This is a genomic window from Acinetobacter sp. SWAC5 (genome assembly GCF_003419885.1).
GTDB classification, from domain to species: domain Bacteria; phylum Pseudomonadota; class Gammaproteobacteria; order Pseudomonadales; family Moraxellaceae; genus Acinetobacter; species Acinetobacter cumulans.
Window position 1 is genome coordinate 1 of sequence record NZ_QUWR01000019.1, and the last position, 17,635, is coordinate 17,635.

Consider the following 17,635-nt stretch of genomic DNA (forward strand, 5'->3'; position numbering starts at 1 on the left):
AATCCTTGTATGTGCTGCGACTGATGGTCCAATGCCACAAACTCGTGAACACATCCTTCTTTCTCGCCAAGTAGGCGTTCCATACATCGTTGTATTCTTAAACAAATGCGACCTTGTAGACGACGAAGAGCTTCTTGAATTAGTAGAAATGGAAGTTCGTGAACTTCTTTCTACTTATGACTTCCCAGGCGATGACACTCCAGTTATCCGTGGTTCTGCTCTTCTTGCGCTTAATGGCGACGCTAGCCAATACGGCGAAGACGCTGTTGTAGCTCTTGTTGAAGCGCTTGACACGTACATCCCAGAACCAGAACGTGCTATCGATCTTCCATTCCTTATGCCAATCGAAGACGTATTCTCTATCTCAGGTCGTGGTACAGTAGTAACTGGCCGTGTTGAGACTGGTATCGTTAAAGTAGGCGAAGAAGTTGAAATCGTTGGTATCAAAGATACAGTTAAAACAACTGTAACTGGCGTAGAAATGTTCCGTAAACTTCTTGACGAAGGCCGTGCGGGCGAGAACTGTGGTGTTCTTCTACGTGGTACTAAACGTGAAGACGTTCAACGTGGTCAAGTACTTGCTAAACCAGGTGCAATCAAACCGCATACTAAATTCGACGCAGAAGTATACGTACTTTCTAAAGAAGAAGGTGGTCGTCATACTCCATTCCTGAACGGTTACCGTCCACAGTTCTACTTCCGTACTACGGACGTAACTGGTGCGATCGCGCTTAAAGAAGGCGTGGAAATGGTAATGCCTGGTGACAACGTTGAAATGTCAGTAGAGCTTATCCATCCAATCGCAATGGACCCAGGTCTACGTTTTGCGATCCGTGAAGGCGGTCGTACAGTTGGTGCTGGTGTAGTTTCTAAAGTAACTGCATAATACGCATAGATGTGATATACAAATCGAGGGTTTAGGCTCTCGATTTGTGCTAAAGGTCAGTAGTTCAATTGGTAGAGCGTCGGTCTCCAAAACCGAATGTTGGGGGTTCGAGTCCCTCCTGGCCTGCCAAATTTTTAAAAAAGAAGCTTGATGCTGGTGAAACTGATCATATAATAAGTCGCGAATCCTACGACGAGTACAAAAATGTCGAATGATAAATCACGTGACGCGATAAGCGAAGCGGCAATTCCTCAAAGAAATAATCCTGTTGAAGTTGTGAAGTCTGGTTCTCCGATAGATGTAATTCTATGGGTTATCGCCTTGATTTTATTGGTTGGAGCAATGATGGTAAGTCAATATTTACCAGCATATTGGGCGCCAGCGAATGATGTTTGGGTGCGTGTTGGGGTAATTTTGGCTTGTATCGTTGTGGCTTTAGGTTTATTATACGCCACCCATCAAGGCAAAGGCTTTGTTCGCTTATTAAAAGATTCGCGAATTGAGTTACGTCGTGTGACTTGGCCGACAAAGCAAGAGACTGTGACCACATCTTGGCAAGTTCTTGCAGTTGTAGTGATAGCTTCTATTTTATTATGGTGCTTTGACTACATCTTAGGCTGGTTAATGAAGTTTATTATCGGGTAAGAGAGCTATGAAACGTTGGTACATTATTCATGCCTATTCAGGTTATGAAAAACAAGTGATGCGTTCACTTAATGATCGAATCCAGCGTAGCGCTGTTGCCGATAGCTTTGGTGAAGTTCTTGTCCCTACTGAAGAAGTAGTGGAAATGAAGGACGGTAAGAAACGCAAATCTGAGCGTAAATTCTTTCCTGGCTATGTATTAGTCGAAATGGAAATGAATGATGAAACTTGGCACATTGTTAAAGAATGTCCAAAAGTATTAGGTTTTATTGGTGGTACTGCTGAAAAGCCTGCCCCAATTACGCAAAGAGAAGCTGACGCTATTCTTGCGCGCGTGCACAACAAGGGTGAAGCACCTCGTCCTAAGACGATGTTTGAACCAGGTGAAGAGTTACTCGTTATTGATGGTCCATTCACAGACTTTAAAGGTGTGGTGGAAGAAGTTCTATACGAGAAATCACGCTTAACGCTAACGATTAATGTATTTAATCGACCAACACAAGTTGAGTTGGAATTTCGACAAGTCGAAAAAACAATTTAATCGGTTTTGGTTGAAACGGCTCGGTCTATTTAATATGGATCGGGCATTGTTGTTGTAACGGTATCGTTACTTGTAAATGATGGGGAGCCTTAATCGGCGCTAGTACCCAGAGGTAATTGAAATGGCTAAGAAGATTGACGGCTATATCAAGCTGCAAGTTCCAGCTGGTAAAGCAAATCCATCTCCACCGATTGGTCCTGCACTAGGTCAACGTGGTGTTAACATCATGGCATTCTGTAAAGAATTCAATGCTGCGACACAAAAAGTTGAAGCTGGTCTTCCAATTCCAGTAGTGATCACTGTGTACAACGACAAGTCGTTCACATTCATCATGAAAACTCCACCTGCTGCGATTCTTCTTAAGAAAGCTGCTGGTATCCAAAAGGGTTCAGGTGTACCTAACAAAACTAAAGTAGGTAAACTAACTCGCGCTCAACTAGAAGAAATTGCGACTACTAAAGAACCAGATCTTACTGGTGCTGATTTAGACGCTCGTGTACGTACCATTGCTGGTTCTGCGCGTTCTATGGGCTTGGAAGTGGAGCTATAAGACATGGCAAAGTTAACTAAACGTCAAAAAGCCATTGCTGCTGCTGTTGAAGCGCATAAAGTTTACACGCTAGAAGAAGCTGTTGCTGTATTGGCAGGTCTTCCTGCAGCTAAATTCAAAGAATCTTTGGATGTTGCTGTAAACCTAGGTGTTGATCCTCGTAAATCTGACCAAGTTGTTCGTGGCGCGACTACACTTCCTGCAGGTACTGGTAAAACTGTACGTGTAGCTGTGTTTGCTCAAGGCGCTGCTGCTGAAGCTGCTAAAGCTGAAGGCGCGGACGTAGTTGGTTTTGATGACCTTGCTGAAAGCATCCAAGCGGGTAACCTTGACTTCGACGTAGTAATTGCTGCTCCAGATGCAATGCGCGTTGTTGGTAAATTGGGTACAATCCTTGGTCCACGTGGTTTAATGCCAAACCCTAAAGTGGGTACTGTAACTCCTGACGTAGCGACTGCAGTTAAAAATGCAAAAGCTGGTCAAGCACGTTACCGCGTAGACAAAGCTGGTATTATCCACGCTGCGATCGGTCAAGTAGGTTTCACTGCTGAAGCTGTTCGTTCAAACGTTGAAGCGCTTATCGCTGACCTTAAGAAAGCAAAACCTGCTACTTCTAAAGGTGTTTACATCCAAAAGATCACTTTGAGCTCAACTATGGGTCCTGGTTTGATCGTTGATGTAGCAAACGTTTCTAAATAAGTTTCGACTTATTACAGAATTTTAAAGCCCTGAGTAAGTTTTAAAGCACTGCTTTAAAACTTACGCAAGAAACGCACTGTCGTATTTTGCAAACTTAGGCGAACTTTGAATTGATAAATGTAAATTTGTCAGCGTCAAAGACCTCGGGCGAGAGAAGTTTTATGCTTCTTTCTTAATCCTCCAGCCTGAGTAGACGCGGTGGTGTGATTTGTTCCTCCTCCGCGTGTAAATCCAAATTGGATTTACGAATTGGGAGTGCATCTGTATAGGTGCATAAATCACCGTTAGGAGGTTTTACAATGGCTCTTCTTATCGAAGGCAAAAAACAGATCGTAGCTGAAGTAACTGAAGTTGCTTCTACTGCATTTGCTGCTGTTGTTGCTGACTACCAAGGTTTAACTGTTGAGCAATTAACTGCTCTACGTGTTGAAGCTCGTAAACTAGGTGTTGCTACTCGCGTAGTTCGTAACACTTTGGCTAAACGCGCTCTTCAAGATACTCAATTCAATATCTTGAACGACAACCTTGTTGGCCCAACAATCTTAGCTTTCTCAACTTCTGAAGACGACATGGGTGCTGCTGCTCGTTTGTTCGAAGAATTTGCTAAAACTAACAAAGCATTTGAACTTAAAGCTGCTGCATTTGATGGCAAAGTTTACGTTGGTGCTGAAGTTAGCGTTATCGCGAATCTTCCGAACCAAGAAAAAGCGCTTACTATGCTTGCAAACGTTCTTCAAGCTCCTATTTCGAAATTGGGTCGCCTTATTACTGCGCTCAAAGAGAAAAACGAGTCAGAAGCTGCATAAGCTTAAATCAATTTACACACCATTCAATACCCATTTGGAGTTACTCTCATGGCTTTAACAAACGAAGAAATCCTAAACGCAGTTGCTGAAAAAACTGTTCTTGAACTTGTTGAACTTATCTCTGCTTTCGAAGAGAAATTCAACGTTTCTGCTGCTGCTGTAGCTGTAGCTGCTGCTGGTCCTGCTGCTGCTGCTGCTGAAGAACAATCAGAATTCAACGTTGAGTTGACTTCTTTCGGTGCGAACAAAGTTGCTGTAATTAAAGCAGTTCGTGAAGCTACTGGCCTTGGCTTGAAAGAAGCTAAAGACATGGTTGAAGGCGCACCTGCAGTTCTTAAAGAAGGCGTTTCTAAAGAAGAAGGCGAAGAACTTAAGAAGAAACTTGAAGAAGCTGGTGCTACAGTTACACTTAAGTAATCTTAAGAGGAGTCGGTTTTTTTATAACCGGCTCCAGAAAATGGCTGGTGCCCCTTGGGTCATCAGCCTTTTTGCGTTACAATAATCGGCTCGATTTTTGTTTGCATGATATAAAATTCATACAAATTGAAAATAAACATAATGATCAAACGCTTACCAATATTTTTCAGTTCTAAAAAATATTGTTAAGCGTTTTAATACCACTATAAATTGCAGCATTTGTAAAAGTGGTGGCCATATCGGCCTGCGTAATTCTTTCTGAACCCGTTCTGCAGGCGGGTTCAGTTTACTTTCCGAGGACTCCAGATGGCATACTCATATACCGAAAAGAAACGGATCCGTAAGAATTTTGGTAAATTGCCCAAAGTGATGGATGTTCCGTACTTGCTCGCGATCCAAGTCGACTCGTACCGAACTTTCTTGCAAGACGGTAAAACTCCAAAAAACCGCGAAGATATCGGTCTCCAAGCCGCATTTCGTTCAGTTTTTCCTATTGAAAGTTATTCTGGCAATGCTGCTTTAGAATTCGTTGAGTATAGTCTTGGTAAACCAGAATTTGATGTGCGCGAATGTATTCTTCGTGGCTCAACTTTTGCGGCACCAATGCGTGTAAAAATTCGTTTGATCATCAAAGATCGTGAAACGAAATCAATCAAAGACGTACGTGAACAAGAAGTGTACATGGGTGAAATGCCACTCATGACCGACAACGGTACTTTTGTCATCAATGGTACTGAGCGTGTAATCGTATCTCAATTACACCGTTCGCCAGGCGTGTTCTTTGACCACGATAAAGGTAAGACACACTCAAGCGGTAAAGTACTTTACTCAGCACGTATCATTCCTTACCGTGGTTCATGGTTGGATTTCGAATTTGATGCGAAAGACCTTGTTTATGTACGTATCGACCGTCGTCGTAAATTACTTGCGACTGTGGTTTTACGTGCGCTTGGTTATGGCAACGAACAAATTCTCGATATGTTCTACGAGAAAGTGCCTGTATACCTAGATATGGGTAGCTACCAAATCGATCTAGTGCCTGAACGCCTACGTGGTGAAATGGCGCAGTTTGATATTGCTGGTGCTGATGGCAAAGTAATTGTAGAACAAGGTAAACGTATTAACGCGCGCCACGTTCGTCAAATGGAAGCATCTGGCTTAGAAAAATTATCAGTGCCTGATGAATACCTATACGAGCGTATTATTGCTGAAGACGTTGCTTTACGTGACGGCGAAGTAATTGCTGCCAATACTGTATTGAGCCATGAAATCATGGTGAAATTGGCTGAAGGCGGTGTTAAACAGTTTAACGTATTGTTTACCAATGACATCGACCGCGGTTCATTCATTGCTGATACATTGCGTGCAGATACAACAACTGGCCGTGAAGAAGCACTTGTAGAAATCTATAAAGTGATGCGTCCAGGCGAGCCACCAACAAAAGAAGCTGCAGAAAACTTGTTTAATAACTTGTTCTTCTCTTCTGAACGTTATGACTTGTCTCCTGTTGGTCGTATGAAGTTCAACCGTCGTTTAGGTCGTCCTTACGAAGTAGGTACAGACCAAAAATCACGTGCAGTTGAAGGCATCCTTTCGAATAGCGACATCACTGATGTATTAAAAACATTAGTTGAAATCCGTAACGGTAAAGGCGAAGTCGACGACATCGATCACTTGGGTAACCGTCGTGTTCGTTCTGTTGGTGAAATGACTGAAAACCAATTCCGTGTTGGTCTAGTTCGTGTTGAACGTGCTGTTAAAGAACGTTTAAGCCAAGCTGAAACTGATAACTTGTCTCCGCAAGATTTAATCAATGCGAAGCCAGTGGCTGCTGCAATCAAAGAATTCTTTGGTTCAAGCCAATTGTCTCAATTCATGGACCAAAACAACCCGTTGTCTGAAATTACACACAAACGTCGTGTATCAGCATTGGGCCCAGGTGGTTTGACTCGTGAACGCGCAGGCTTCGAAGTGCGTGACGTACATCAAACTCACTACGGTCGTGTATGTCCAATTGAAACGCCTGAAGGTCCAAACATTGGTTTGATCAACTCGCTTTCTGTATATGCAAAATGTAACAACTTCGGTTTCTTGGAAACTCCATACCGTAAAGTTGTTGATGGTCGCGTAACAGATGACGTTGAATACTTATCTGCAATTGAAGAAGTAGGTACTGTCATTGCACAGGCCGATTCTCTAGTTGATGCAGATGGTAGCCTACTAGAAGAATTCGTATCTGTTCGTCACCAAGGTGACTTCGTACGTATGCCTCCAGAAAAAGTAACGCACATGGACGTATCTGCACAGCAGGTTGTATCTGTGGCAGCGTCACTTATTCCATTCCTTGAACACGATGACGCCAACCGTGCGTTGATGGGTTCAAACATGCAACGTCAGGCTGTTCCGACTTTGCGTGCTGATAAGCCACTTGTTGGTACCGGTATGGAAGCAAACGTAGCACATGACTCTGGTGTGTGTGTACTTGCTGGTCGTGGCGGTCGTATCGAATTTGTTGACGCATCACGTATCGTGATTCGTGTGAACGAAGAAGAGATGGTAGCGGGTGAGGCAGGTGTAGATATCTACAACCTGATCAAATACACACGTTCGAACCAAAACACATGTATTAACCAAAACGTTGTTGTACGTTTAGGTGACAAAGTTGCACGTGGCGACGTACTTGCTGATGGTCCATCTACAGATGGCGGTGAGCTTGCACTTGGTCAAAACATGCGTGTAGCGTTCATGACTTGGAACGGTTACAACTACGAAGACTCGATTCTTTTATCTGAGCGTGTACTTCAAGAAGATCGTTTAACTTCGATTCATATCCAAGAATTATCATGTGTAGCACGTGATACTAAACTTGGTGCTGAAGAAATCACTGCCGATATCCCGAACGTGGGTGAAGCTGCGCTTTCTAAACTTGATGAATCAGGTATCGTTTATATCGGTGCAGAAGTTACTGCTGGCGACATCCTTGTTGGTAAAGTAACGCCTAAAGGTGAAACGCAGTTAACACCAGAAGAAAAATTGCTTCGCGCAATCTTCGGTGAAAAAGCAGCTGACGTGAAAGATTCATCTTTACGTGTATCTTCAGGTGTTAAAGGTACAGTAATTGACGTTCAAGTGTTTACACGTGACGGTCTTGAAAAAGACGAACGTGCTCAAGCAATTGAAAAAGCACAGCTTGATGCATACCGTAAAGACTTGAAAGAAGAATTCAAAATCTTCGAAGAAGCAGCACGTGAACGTATTGTTCGCCTGTTGAAAGGTCAAGAATCTAATGGTGGCGGTACAACTAAACGTGGCGATAAATTAACAGAAGATTTATTGACTGGTTTAGAACTTCCAGACTTGTTGGAAATCCAACCAGTTGACGAAGGTATTGCAGAACGTTTAACTCAAATTCAAGTGTTCTTAAAAGAGAAGGGCATTGAAATTGATGAGAAATTTGCTGAGAAAAAACGCAAACTTTCTACAGGTGATGAACTTACAACTGGCGTATTGAAAGTTGTTAAAGTTTACTTAGCTGTAAAACGTCGCATCCAACCAGGTGATAAAATGGCGGGTCGTCACGGTAACAAAGGTGTTGTATCTAACATCTTACCTGTAGAAGACATGCCTCACGATGCAAACGGTGTACCTGTTGATATCGTATTGAACCCGCTAGGTGTACCTTCACGTATGAACGTGGGTCAGATTCTAGAAACTCACTTGGGTATGGCTGCAAAAGGTCTTGGCGATCAAATTGACAAGATGATGCAAGAGCAACGTACTGTACTTGAGCTTCGTGCATTCTTAGACAAGATTTACAACAAAGTTGGTGGTGAACAAGAAGATCTTGATAGCTTAACTGATGAAGAAATCTTAGTACTTTCAGGTAACTTGCGTAAAGGTGTTCCTTTAGCGACTCCTGTATTTGATGGTGCTGAAGAAGGCCAAATCAAAGAATTGCTTGAACTTGCGAACATCTCACGTACTGGTCAAACAGTATTGTATGATGGCCGTACTGGTGAACGTTTCGACCGTCCTGTAACTGTAGGTTACATGTACATGCTGAAACTGAACCACTTGGTAGATGACAAGATGCATGCGCGTTCTACTGGTTCTTACTCTCTAGTAACGCAACAGCCATTGGGTGGTAAAGCTCAATTCGGTGGTCAGCGTTTCGGTGAGATGGAGGTCTGGGCACTAGAAGCTTACGGTGCAGCATACACGCTTCAAGAAATGCTAACTGTGAAGTCGGATGACGTTGAAGGTCGTACCCGTATCTACAAAAACATTGTAGATGGTAACCATTATATGGACCCAGGTATGCCTGAATCGTTCAACGTATTGACCAAAGAGATCCGTTCTTTAGGTATCAACATTGAACTGAAAAATGGTGACTAATTAGTTCCATTTAATCTCCCTTGCGAAGCAGTGCTTCTCACCTCTTTAATAAAGAGGGGCAAGGGGGATTTCTCAGTTAAAAAACAATATTTGTGACCCAGTCGTAGAGTGAAAATCTCCCCGACACACGGAGAAAAAAATTGAAAGACTTGCTCGATATCATGCGCAAAAAGACGGATTCAGACGGTCATGCTCCTGTAGAGTTTGATCGCATCCGTATTGGTCTTGCGTCACCAGAAATGATTAAGTCATGGTCTCACGGTGAAGTTAAAAAGCCAGAAACCATCAACTACCGTACGTTCAAACCTGAACGTGATGGTTTATTCTGTGCCAAAATCTTTGGTCCAGTAAAAGATTACGAATGCTTGTGTGGTAAATACAAGCGTATGAAATACAAAGGCGTCATTTGTGAAAAATGTGGCGTTGAAGTAACAACTGCGAAAGTTCGTCGTGAACGTATGGGTCACATTGAGCTTGCATCTCCAGTTGCGCATATTTGGTTCTTGAAATCACTTCCTAGCCGTATCGGTCTTCTTTTAGACATGACGCTACGTGATATCGAACGCGTATTGTATTTCGAATCTTACGTTGTAACAGATCCGGGTATGACTCCATTTGAGAAATACCAACTTCTTAACGATGAAGAATACTTCAATGCGTTAGAAGAACACGGTGACGAATTCACAGCGAAAATGGGTGCTGAAGCGGTTCAAGACTTGTTGAAAGACATCGATCTTGAAAACGAAATCTCACGCCTACGTGAAGAAATTCCAAATACAACTTCAGAAACTAAGCTTAAGAAAGCTTCTAAGCGTTTGAAGTTGATGGAAGCGTTCAAAGATTCGAACAACAAACCAGAATGGATGGTGTTGACTGTACTTCCAGTTCTTCCACCAGATCTTCGTCCGTTAGTACCACTTGAAGGTGGTCGTTTCGCGACTTCTGATTTGAACGATCTTTACCGTCGTGTGATCAACCGTAACAACCGTTTAAAACGTCTTCTTGACCTTGCAGCACCAGACATTATCGTACGTAACGAAAAACGTATGTTACAAGAGTCTGTGGATGCATTGTTAGATAACGGCCGTCGTGGTCGTGCGATTACTGGTTCGAACAAACGTCCTCTTAAATCTTTGGCAGATATGATCAAAGGTAAACAAGGTCGTTTCCGTCAAAACTTACTTGGTAAGCGTGTTGACTACTCTGGTCGTTCTGTAATTACCGTAGGTCCATCTTTACGTTTACACCAATGTGGTCTTCCGAAAAAAATGGCACTTGAATTATTCAAGCCATTCATTTTCGCTAAACTACAAGCATCTGGCCAAGCAACAACCATTAAAGCTGCGAAGAAAATGGTTGAGCGCGAAACTCCAGAAGTTTGGGACGTTCTTGCATCTGTAATTCGTCAACATCCAGTGATGTTGAACCGTGCGCCAACACTTCACCGTCTAGGTCTTCAAGCATTTGAACCTATTCTGATTGAAGGTAAAGCGATCCGTCTTCACCCGTTAGTTTGTGCGGCATTTAACGCCGACTTCGACGGTGACCAAATGGCGGTACACGTTCCATTAACACTTGAAGCTCAATTAGAAGCTCGTGCGTTAATGATGTCTACAAACAACATCTTGTCTCCAGCGAACGGTGAGCCAATCATCGTACCTTCTCAGGACGTTGTCTTGGGCTTGTATTACATCACGCGTGATGCAATCAATGCCAAAGGTGAAGGCATGGTGTTTGCGGATACTGACGAAGTAAACCGTGCACTTGCAACGGGTCAAGTTGATCTACATGCGCGTGTTAAAGCACGTGTGCATCAAACAGTAATTGATGAAAACGGTAACCGTGAGCATCAAACGATTGTTGTAGACACAACACCTGGTCGTTGTTTGCTTTGGGAAGTTGTACCTGAAGGTATGGATTTCCAACAAATCAACGTTGAGATGACGAAAAAGAACATCTCTAAGATTATTAACTCTTGCTACCGTAAATTAGGTTTGAAAGATACTGTTATCTTTGCTGACCAATTGATGTACTTGGGTTTCCGTCAAGCAACTCGTTCTGGCGTTTCGGTGGGTATGGAAGACATGCTTATTCCACCAAACAAAGAAGCGATTATTGCGAAATCAGAAGCTGAAGTTCGTGAAATCGAACAACAGTTTGAACAAGGTTTCGTAACTGCCGGCGAACGTTATAACAAAGTTGTCGATATTTGGGCGCGTACAAACGACCAAGTAGCGAAAGCGATGATGGACAACTTGTCTTACACAACTGTTAAAAACAAACAGGGTGAAGACGAGAAGCAAAAATCATTCAACTCGATCTATATGATGTCTGACTCAGGTGCCCGTGGTTCGGCAGCTCAGATTCGTCAGTTAGCGGGTATGCGTGGTTTGATGGCGAAACCAGATGGTTCGATCATTGAAACACCAATTAAAGCAAACTTCCGTGAAGGTTTGACCGTACTTCAGTACTTCATTTCAACACACGGTGCGCGTAAAGGTTTGGCCGATACAGCATTGAAGACTGCGAACTCTGGTTACTTAACTCGTCGTCTGGTAGACGTTGCACAAGACTTAGTCATTACTGAGCCTGATTGTGGTACGTTTGGCGGTCTAGTAATGACTCCATTCATTCAAGGTGGCGACGTTATCGAGAACTTAGGTACTCGAGTATTGGGTCGTGTACTTGCTGAAGATGCGAAGAAACCAGGTTCTGATGACGTGATTCTTCCACGTAATACGCTCATTGATGAAAAACTTGCAAACTACTTAGAAGAGCAAGGTGTCGATGAAGTTAAAGTACGTTCAGTTGTAAACTGTGAATCGACTTTCGGTGTGTGTGCGAAATGTTACGGTCGTGACTTGGCACGCGGTCACTTGGTAAACCCAGGTGAATCTGTGGGTGTAATGGCTGCTCAATCAATTGGTGAGCCAGGTACACAGTTAACAATGCGTACATTCCACGTGGGTGGTGCTGCAAGCCGAACTTCTGCTGCCAACAGCATCCAAGTACGTAACAAAGGTACAGTACGTTTCCACAATGTGAAAACAGTACAACACGCAAAAGGTCACTTGGTATCGACATCTCGTTCAGGTGAGATCGGTATTGCGGATGACATCGGTCGTGAACGCGAACGTTATAAAATCCCTTACGGTGCATCAATCATCATTAAAGATGGTGAGTCTGTTGAAGCAGGCGGTATCGTTGCAACTTGGGATCCGCATACACATCCACTTGTTACAGAATTCGCGGGTAAAGTACGTTTCAGCCAAATCGCTGATGGCGTAACTGTTACTTCGAAAACTGATGATGCAACAGGTATGACCACTATCGAAATCTTGCCAGTGACTTCACGTCCTGCGTCAGGTAAAGATATGCGTCCGGCAGTTGTATTGGATCAGGCAGATGGTTCTGAACAGTTCTACTTCTTGCCACAAAACACAATCCTAACTGTTCGCGATGGCGAAACAATTGGTGTGGGTGACGTTATTGGTCGTGTACCGCAAGAATCTTCACGTACTCGTGATATTACTGGTGGTTTGCCACGTGTAGCTGACTTGTTCGAAGCGCGTAAACCAAAAGAGCATGCAATTCTTGCTGAGATTTCAGGTGTTGTAAGCTTTGGTAAAGAAACTAAAGGTAAAAACCGTTTAGTAATTACTCCGGATGATGGTTCTGAGATCTACGAAGAGCTTATTCCGAAATGGCGTACCATTAACGTGTTCGAAGGCGAACATGTGAACCGTGGTGAAACGATTTCTGATGGTCCACAAAACCCGCATGACATTTTACGTCTGAAAGGTGAAGTGGCATTGACCAACTACATCGTAAACGAAGTTCAAGACGTATATCGTCTCCAAGGTGTAAAAATCAACGACAAGCATATTGAAGTTATCGTACGTCAAATGCTTCGTAAAGTTGATATCACTGACGGCGGTGATACAAGCTTCATTAAAGGCGAACAAGTGGATTACATCCGCGTGATGGGCGAGAACCAAGCTGTTCTTGCACAAAACAAATTCCCTGCGAAGTTTGAACGTCAATTAATGGGTATCACGAAAGCATCGCTTTCTACTGACTCGTTCATCTCTGCTGCATCGTTCCAGGAAACAACTCGTGTGTTAACTGAAGCTGCTGTAACAGGTAAAGAAGATGATTTACGTGGTCTGAAAGAAAACGTTGTTGTGGGTCGTCTGATCCCAGCGGGTACTGGTCTTGCTTACCATTTAGAACGTCGTCGTCAAGAAGCAGAAGCTGCAGAGCTTGAGCTTCACAATGACTTCTCTGATGTAGATCAAGCGTTAAGCCAAGCATTTAGTGATGAATTTAACGGTCTTTAATTAGTCCTTTAAATGAATAAAAAGCCACCTTCGGGTGGCTTTTTTATTGTGAAAAATAAAGCTTTATTCTGTGTTTGAAATTACCTATATTAAAAATATAACGACGTAATTTATATCTTATTCATAACTTTAAAAGACTAGGGGGATACATATGAAAATTAGTAATTCATTGTTTTCTTTTGCATTGTTATCTATGTCAGCATCTGTAATGGCTGCACCCATGCCACATAGTATTCAAATTCAAGATAAAGCGATTGTGCCTGTATTAAAGACCGAAGTGATTCGCCGTGTGGCAGGTGAAGCACCTGTTCGTCAAGTGAGTGCGACGGTGTTAGAGATGACCAATCATGGTAAAGACATCGTTGCACGTGAAATTGAGTTGCAAGATGGTCAAGAGACCTTTTCAGAGCAACAATTATCAGTACCTGTTGTACAAAAAGGCAGTGTGATTATTCCAACTTCGAAAATCGAATTGAGCACTACGGTTAAGCAAGATGGTGAAATCATTTCTAAGAGTAAAAAAATTGATGCAGAAGGTATGGAGTTTAAAAAAGATGCTGCACCCGTGAAGCGCACTTTACAGCTCGATCAGCGTCAGGATCCTAAGAGTAGTGCCAAAATTTCACATGCAGTCCAAACCACAAATGGAACAGTCACGCGAGATATTACAGTACTAAGTGAAGGGGATGATGCTTTACCTTTGGAATGAACGGCTTATAGCATAGTTAACCCCAAAATGCTTTTGAGAGATGGGCTTTTTTACAAATGACAGCAAATTCATGCTGAGACGTAACAATATAAATCGTATCTATCCATACAATAAACGTATCCTATCATTGAAATAAGTAGCGGGGACTTCAACATGAATATGAAAAAAACAGTAGCAGTACTTTCAATTGCAATCTTCTCAACTGCAATGTTAGCAGGTTGCGAAAGCATGAGTGCAAATGAACAGCGTATTGGTGCAGCTGCCTTAGGTGGTGCAATTGGTGGCGGTGTGGGTAACAACATCGGTGGTGGTACTGGCTCAGCAATTGGCGGTGGTGCAGGTGCAGCAGTTGGTAGTAAAGCACAAGGTGGCTCAAATCGTAATGCAACTTACAGTGGTGTAGGTGGTGCGATTGGCTCAGCTGTTGGTAAGAGCGTATTTGGTGGCAATGCTGGTGCGGCCATTGGTGGTGCGATTGGTGGCGGTGCAGGTGCTGCAATTGAACAAAATCGCTAATCGCGATTGCAAAAGCGCTTGAAGGTTCAAGCGCTTTTTTTTTTATTTTCGTGCGTGAGGTTGTTTGCGACGGATATAAAGCGTCTTCTGAACTTCAGCAATACGTAGCCCAGCTTCATCAAAAATATTGAGACTATAGTTACGTAGCACAGGTGCGTAGTTTTCAGCCAATGATTTAATATGCTCAATTTCTTGAAAGTCTAAACGAATATCGGCATACACCGTACCGCGTCCAGGAGAAAGAAACTGAATGGTGGCGGCTTTGTCCCACACAATGTATTTAGAACCCAGATGATGCATTAAAATCAGCATGTAAAAGGGGTCAACCATCGAATATAAGCTACCGCCAAAGTGTACACCGACAACATTTTGATTTTTACGGGTGAGTGGCATTTTGACCCGAATGTGATAATTGGGCAGATCAATTTTATCAATTTCAATTCCAGCGCCTTTATAGGGTGCATAGTGATTGAGTAAGAATTTCGAGACAATGGGTATTGTCATAATTTTTTTGAATAGGCTCATAACGGTCAATTTCTTTTTATACTGTTGTCATCATACTAAAACAGATTATAAAAACAGGCATTGATTACATTGCCAGAACATCAAGATAAAACGCCAGTAACAGGATAAGTATCATGGAAGCACGTACACAGTGGGTAAACACCTCAGATCAGCAACGTCTTTATGTAAAAACATGGGGCAATCCAGAAAAACCTGCTTTGGTTCTGGTACATGGCTACCCAGATAATCAAGAAGTGTGGGAGCTGGTGATTCAGCAATTGCAACAAGATTTTTATATTGTAACCTATGATGTCCGAGGTGCTGGTCAATCCAGTATTCCAAAACGCATTCGAGATTACCGCCTAGAACAGCTGTCACGAGATTTAGAGAGTGTTGTTAATGCGATACTTCCAGACCGTGCGTTCCATCTAGCTGCTCATGATTGGGGATCGATTCAGTCTTGGGAATCTGCAACTGAAGCGAAATTCCGTGGCCGTTTGCTGTCGTATAGCACGATTTCAGGCCCATGCTTAGATCATGCTGCACTGTTGCTACGAGAGCAGTTTAAAGAGAATAAAGTTAATTTACTTAAATTGCTGAGCAAGTCTTGGTATATCGGAGTGTTTCAATTGCCATTTGTAGCGCCGAGCGCTTGGCATTTTTTCAATCCTGAGCGTTGGGGCAAAATCGTCGACGAGTTGGAACGGAAAAAGCAACTTCCATTGAATCATAATATTCAGCATGATGGTAAACACGGTATTGCGCTTTACCGTGCTAATTTTATTCCCCGCTTAACTCAGCCTAGACAACGTCATGCGGTCTGTCCTGTACAAGCGATTGTGTTGAAACATGATAATTTTGTCAGTCCAGACTACATTAAAGAATTACCTAAATGGGTTGAGGATTTATCGGTGGTTGAAGTCAATGCCAATCATTGGGCTGTGCTGAGCCAACCCGAAAAAATTGCAGGTTACATCGCTCAATTTGCGCAATCACAGCAGCTTTAAGTAAATCTTTCAATAGTGTCAGTTTCATCGATAGGGGGCTAAATAGCGAGCAAATTCTGATAAAATATGGTTTTTTGTCAGACTCCCTTTTTTCTTATGTTTGCTATTCTTGCCGCAATTACAGTCATGTTTGGACTGTCGCTGGCACGCGTGCCTGTTGTATTTGCACTGATCATTGGTGCAGTAATAGGTGGCTTGTTAGCTGGCCTTGGTATTCATGGCACCATCGAAGCGTTTAATAGTGGCTTAGGCAACGGTGCTCAAATCGCACTTGCTTATGGCGTGTTGGGGGCATTTGCTTTGGCACTTGCGCGTTCAGGTTTGCCTGATTTACTGGCTTATCAACTCATTACCAAACTCAAAGGTAACAGTAATGTGAAAGCCCAGAATCGCGTGAAATACGTAATTTTCGCTACTATCGCTTTAGCCGCCGTATGTTCACAAAACGTGATTCCAGTGCACATTGCGTTTATTCCAGTATTAATTCCACCATTACTCAGTGTATTTAATCATTTAAAACTTGACCGTCGTTTGATTGCTTGTGTTCTGACTTTTGGTCTTGTGGCGACTTATATGCTGGTACCTTTTGGTTTTGGTGCTATTTTCCTTAATGATATTTTAGGTCAAAACATCAATACCTTTGGTAAGCCATACGGTTTCAACATCAGCTATGATCAAATTCCAACTGCTATGGCTATTCCCGTTTTTGGTATGTTTGTTGGCTTATTAATTGCTGTTTTTTATAGCTACCGTAAACCACGAGAGTATGCTGACGTTCAGGTTAAGGAATCACAGCACACCATCTCATCTGATGTAAAAGCAGATGAAAATGGTAAACCACAAGTCGCTAAATTTACTTTGATCATGGCTGCGGTAGCAGTAGTTGCTACGCTTTCTGTTCAAGTCATATCTGAGTCGATGATTTTGGCGGGTCTCGTTGGTGTTGCGATCTTAAGCTGTGCAGGTATTTTTAAGTGGAAAGAAGCCGATGATGTCATTATCAGTGGGATGCGCATGATGGCACTGGTGGGTTTCATTATGATTTCTGCGCAGGGCTTTGCATCTGTGATTGAGGCTACGAATCAAGTACCAATACTGGTACAAGCTTCGGTTGAATGGATTGGAAACAGCCAAGGTTTAGCTGCATTTTGGATGCTATTGATAGGGCTATTAATTACCTTAGGTATTGGTTCTTCATTCTCAACAATCCCAATTTTGGCCATTATTTATGTACCACTTTGTATTCAATTTGGTTTTAGCCCAGCGGCAACGATTGCCATTATTGGTACAGCAGCAGCTTTAGGAGATGCAGGTTCTCCGGCATCAGACTCAACTTTAGGCCCAACATCAGGCCTTAATATGGATGGTCAGCATGACCACATGAAAGACAGTGTGGTCCCGACCTTCATTCACTACAATATTCCATTAATGATCTTTGGTTGGATTGCCGCAATGGTACTCTAAAAAATTTTCAAAGATAAATAAAAAGGCGATTATATAATCGCCTTTTTTATTATTTAAACCTGATGAATTTAGTTGGTTTAAAATTATTAAATTGATTAATTCTGATTAAAATGGTTGGTATATTTTAAATAATAAGTTAATTATAATGGTTGATAA

Annotated in this window: 14 protein-coding genes and 1 tRNA gene; 14 read left to right on the forward strand and 1 reads right to left on the reverse strand. The window is 42.6% G+C overall.

What is annotated here, in order from left to right; all coding sequences use genetic code 11:
• The 12 genes from tuf to DYI81_RS13590 form a co-directional block, all read left to right on the forward strand.
• The coding region (gene tuf, locus DYI81_RS13535; RefSeq protein WP_117007828.1) for an elongation factor Tu at nt 1-886 on the forward strand (886 nt) is incomplete at its 5' end.
• Nucleotides 887-939: 53 nt separating this feature from the next.
• Nucleotides 940-1,015: transfer RNA gene (locus DYI81_RS13540), tRNA-Trp, on the forward strand.
• 75 nt (nt 1,016-1,090) lie between these two features.
• Nucleotides 1,091-1,531, forward strand: coding sequence for a preprotein translocase subunit SecE (gene secE / locus DYI81_RS13545; RefSeq protein ID WP_106985573.1), 441 nt, complete (start codon nt 1,091-1,093; stop codon nt 1,529-1,531).
• A gap of 7 nt (nt 1,532-1,538) precedes the next feature.
• Nucleotides 1,539-2,072: a transcription termination/antitermination protein NusG gene (gene nusG, locus DYI81_RS13550; RefSeq protein ID WP_106985572.1), complete on the forward strand. Its 534-nt coding sequence runs from the start codon at nt 1,539-1,541 to the stop codon at nt 2,070-2,072.
• Nucleotides 2,073-2,193: 121 nt separating this feature from the next.
• A complete protein-coding gene (rplK, locus tag DYI81_RS13555) occupies nt 2,194-2,622 on the forward strand; it encodes a 50S ribosomal protein L11 (RefSeq protein ID WP_106985571.1) in 429 nt (142 codons plus the stop codon).
• A 3-nt stretch (nt 2,623-2,625) separates the two neighbouring features.
• On the forward strand, nt 2,626-3,321 hold the full coding sequence (rplA, locus tag DYI81_RS13560; protein WP_106985570.1) for a 50S ribosomal protein L1: 696 nt from the start codon (nt 2,626-2,628) through the stop codon (nt 3,319-3,321).
• A 299-nt stretch (nt 3,322-3,620) separates the two neighbouring features.
• A complete protein-coding gene (gene rplJ, locus DYI81_RS13565; protein WP_106985569.1) occupies nt 3,621-4,127 on the forward strand; it encodes a 50S ribosomal protein L10 in 507 nt (168 codons plus the stop codon).
• 48 nt (nt 4,128-4,175) lie between these two features.
• Nucleotides 4,176-4,544 carry a 50S ribosomal protein L7/L12 gene (rplL, locus tag DYI81_RS13570; RefSeq protein ID WP_106985568.1) on the forward strand — a complete coding sequence of 123 codons (369 nt, stop codon included), beginning with the start codon at nt 4,176-4,178 and terminating at the stop codon, nt 4,542-4,544.
• A gap of 306 nt (nt 4,545-4,850) precedes the next feature.
• The gene (gene rpoB / locus DYI81_RS13575) at nt 4,851-8,939 is read left to right on the forward strand and encodes a DNA-directed RNA polymerase subunit beta (protein WP_106985567.1); all 4,089 of its coding nucleotides are present in this window, start codon (nt 4,851-4,853) and stop codon (nt 8,937-8,939) included.
• 140 nt (nt 8,940-9,079) lie between these two features.
• Entirely contained in the window at nt 9,080-13,279 is a 4,200-nt protein-coding gene (gene rpoC / locus DYI81_RS13580) for a DNA-directed RNA polymerase subunit beta' (protein ID WP_106985566.1), read from the forward strand.
• A 193-nt stretch (nt 13,280-13,472) separates the two neighbouring features.
• Complete coding sequence (locus DYI81_RS13585; protein ID WP_240627417.1) at nt 13,473-13,988, forward strand: hypothetical protein; 516 nt, start codon at nt 13,473-13,475, stop codon at nt 13,986-13,988.
• Nucleotides 13,989-14,147: 159 nt separating this feature from the next.
• Nucleotides 14,148-14,504 (forward strand): DNA transfer protein p32, encoded by a 357-nt coding sequence (locus DYI81_RS13590; RefSeq protein WP_106985577.1) that lies wholly within the window; start codon nt 14,148-14,150, stop codon nt 14,502-14,504.
• 42 nt (nt 14,505-14,546) lie between these two features.
• Here DYI81_RS13590 and DYI81_RS13595 read toward each other — a convergent pair whose 3' ends face one another.
• The gene (locus tag DYI81_RS13595) at nt 14,547-15,029 is read right to left on the reverse strand and encodes a DUF4442 domain-containing protein (protein WP_106985564.1); all 483 of its coding nucleotides are present in this window, start codon (nt 15,027-15,029) and stop codon (nt 14,547-14,549) included.
• 113 nt (nt 15,030-15,142) lie between these two features.
• On the opposite strand from DYI81_RS13595, the gene DYI81_RS13600 reads away from it, so the two are divergent.
• Both DYI81_RS13600 and DYI81_RS13605 read left to right on the forward strand, forming a co-directional pair.
• On the forward strand, nt 15,143-16,015 hold the full coding sequence (locus DYI81_RS13600) for an alpha/beta fold hydrolase (RefSeq protein ID WP_117007830.1): 873 nt from the start codon (nt 15,143-15,145) through the stop codon (nt 16,013-16,015).
• Between the two features lie 96 nt (nt 16,016-16,111).
• Nucleotides 16,112-17,479, forward strand: coding sequence for a Na+/H+ antiporter NhaC family protein (locus DYI81_RS13605; RefSeq protein ID WP_117007831.1), 1,368 nt, complete (start codon nt 16,112-16,114; stop codon nt 17,477-17,479).
• The last annotated feature ends 156 nt before the right edge of the window (nt 17,480-17,635 follow it).